The organism is Halorubrum sp. AJ67 (genome assembly GCF_000513435.1).
The window spans coordinates 125,900-127,964 of record NZ_CBVY010000006.1 but is presented as its reverse complement, the minus strand read 5'-3'; the positions used below and the strand labels follow the sequence as shown (position 1 = coordinate 127,964).

Annotated in this window: 2 protein-coding genes and 2 pseudogenes; 1 reads left to right on the top strand and 3 read right to left on the bottom strand. The window is 66.5% G+C overall.

The features are described from left to right. Positions 1 to 121: pseudogene (locus BN903_RS15790) on the top strand (rhomboid family intramembrane serine protease); the annotation flags it as partial. A gap of 71 nt (positions 122 to 192) precedes the next feature. On the opposite strand, the gene rpsJ reads toward BN903_RS15790, so the two are convergent. The 3 genes and pseudogenes from rpsJ to BN903_RS16645 form a co-directional block, all read right to left on the bottom strand. Next, entirely contained in the window at positions 193 to 501 is a 309-nt protein-coding gene (gene rpsJ, locus BN903_RS07675; RefSeq protein ID WP_004048854.1) for a 30S ribosomal protein S10, read from the bottom strand. A 3-nt stretch (positions 502 to 504) separates the two neighbouring features. After that, positions 505 to 1,770, bottom strand: coding sequence for a translation elongation factor EF-1 subunit alpha (tuf, locus tag BN903_RS07670; protein WP_048077178.1), 1,266 nt, complete (start codon positions 1,768 to 1,770; stop codon positions 505 to 507). Between the two features lie 196 nt (positions 1,771 to 1,966). Next, positions 1,967 to 2,065, bottom strand: a pseudogene (locus tag BN903_RS16645) (homoserine dehydrogenase); the annotation flags it as partial.

The window sequence follows — 2,065 nt, the reverse complement described above, 5'->3', positions numbered from 1 at the left end:
GCTCGTCGCCCTCGCCCTCACCGCGACGACGGCCGCACCGGGCGTCGCGCTGATCGCACACGCGACCGGCGCGTTCTGCGGGCTCGCCGCCGGTCGCGTCGGACTCCTCGACGCGCGGTGAGTCGTTTACGAGTCGCGTCGCTGCTCGGCACGTGAAAAAACGAAAGGGGTGAAAGAGAAACGCCCTAGCGCTCAGTCTTCGAGAACGATCTCGATGCTGACGTCGTTCGGCACTTGGACGCGCATGAGCTGGCGGAGCGCGCGTTCGTCGGCGTCGATGTCGATCAGACGCTTGTGGACGCGCATCTCCCAGTGCTCCCACGTCGCCGTCCCCTCACCGTCCGGGGACTTTCGCGACGGGATCTCGAGCGTCTTCGTCGGCAGCGGGATCGGGCCCGACAGGGCGACCCCCGTCGAGTCCGCGATCTCGCGGACGTCGTCGCAGATGTCGTCGAGGTCCTCGGGGCTCGTGCCGGCGAGGCGGACGCGTGCCTGCTGCATCGATTATCGCTCGTTGACTTCCAGCACCTTGCCGGCCGCGATGGTCTGGCCCATGTCGCGGATGGCGAAGCTGCCGAGTTCCGGAATCTCGCCGGACGGCTCGATGCTGAGCGGCTTTTGCGGGCGCACGGTGACGACCGCGGCGTCGCCGGACTTGATGAAGTCCGGGTTCTCCTCGGCGACCTCACCGGACGAGGGGTCGATCTTCTGATCGATGGACTCGATCGTACAGGCGACCTGCGCCGTGTGGGCGTGGAAGACCGGAGTGTAGCCGGCCGTGATGACCGACGGGTGCTGCATGACGACGACCTGCGCCTTGAACGTCTCGGCGACGCTCGGCGGGTCGTCGGCCGGACCACAGACGTCGCCGCGGCGGATGTCGTCCTTACCGATGCCGCGGACGTTGAACCCGACGTTGTCGCCCGGCTCGGCCTTGGGCACCTCCTCGTGGTGCATCTCGACTGTCTTCACCTCGCCGCCCACGTCGGACGGCTGGAAGGAGACGTTGTCGCCGGTGTTGAGGATGCCGGTCTCGACGCGTCCCACGGGGACGGTCCCGATACCGGAGATGGTGTAAACGTCCTGAATGGGGAGTCGAAGCGGCGCGTCCGTCGGCGGCTCCGTCTCGGGCAGGTCGTTGAGGGCCTCCAGCAGGGTCGGCCCGTCGTACCAGGGCGTGTTCTCGGACTCCTCGGCGACGTTGTCGCCGTCGAACGCGGAGATCGGGATGAACTTCGCGTTGTCCGTCTGGAAGCGGACCTGCTTGAGGAGCTCCTTGACCTCCTCGACGACTTCGTTGAACTTGGACTCGTCGTGGTCGACGAGATCCATCTTGTTGACGCCGATGATGAGCTCGTCGATGCCCAGCGTGCGGGCGAGGAAGACGTGCTCTCGGGTCTGGGGCGCGACGCCGTCGTCGGCCGCGACGACGAGCACCGCGTTGTCGGCCTGCGAGGCACCCGTGATCATGTTCTTCACGAAGTCACGGTGGCCCGGACAGTCGACGATGGTGAAGTAGTACTTGTCCGTGTCGAACTCCTGATGGGCGATGTCGATCGTGACGCCGCGCTCGCGCTCCTCGGCGAGGTTGTCCATCACGTAGGCGAACTCGAAGCCGCCCTTGCCCTTCTCTTCGGCTTCCTCGCGGTGCTGCTCGATTACGTGCTCGGGGACGCTCCCCGTCTCGAAGAGGAGGCGACCCACGAGCGTACTCTTGCCGTGGTCGACGTGGCCGATGATGGCCAGATTCTGGTGCGGTTTGTCACTCATGGGGTAATCACGCGCTAAGGCGCTCTGTGAGTAAGTTTCGGTTGATTCCACTAAAACGGTTTCGATACGGACCACAGACTATCTCCCCGCCGTCCGGCGATTCTCGACAACGCGGCGCACGGCACAGAGCCGCACGGCGACAGTCGGGAACGCGGACGACCGGCCGAACGGGGCGTCGCACGCGACCCGGAGCCAACTACTCCAGCCGCCCCACGTCGCCCAGCACCGCGCTCGCGGTCTCGGGGCCGCCCGCGCCGCGACCGGAGATGTTGAGCCGGCCGGCGTGGGAGGTCTC

Bases quoted from the DNA above. Each gene is read 5' to 3' on its own strand.
- rpsJ (WP_004048854.1), bottom strand. From the start codon at position 501: ATGCAGCAGGCACGCGTCCGCCTCGCCGGCACGAGCCCCGAGGACCTC.
- tuf (WP_048077178.1), bottom strand. From the start codon at position 1,770: ATGAGTGACAAACCGCACCAGAATCTGGCCATCATCGGCCACGTCGAC.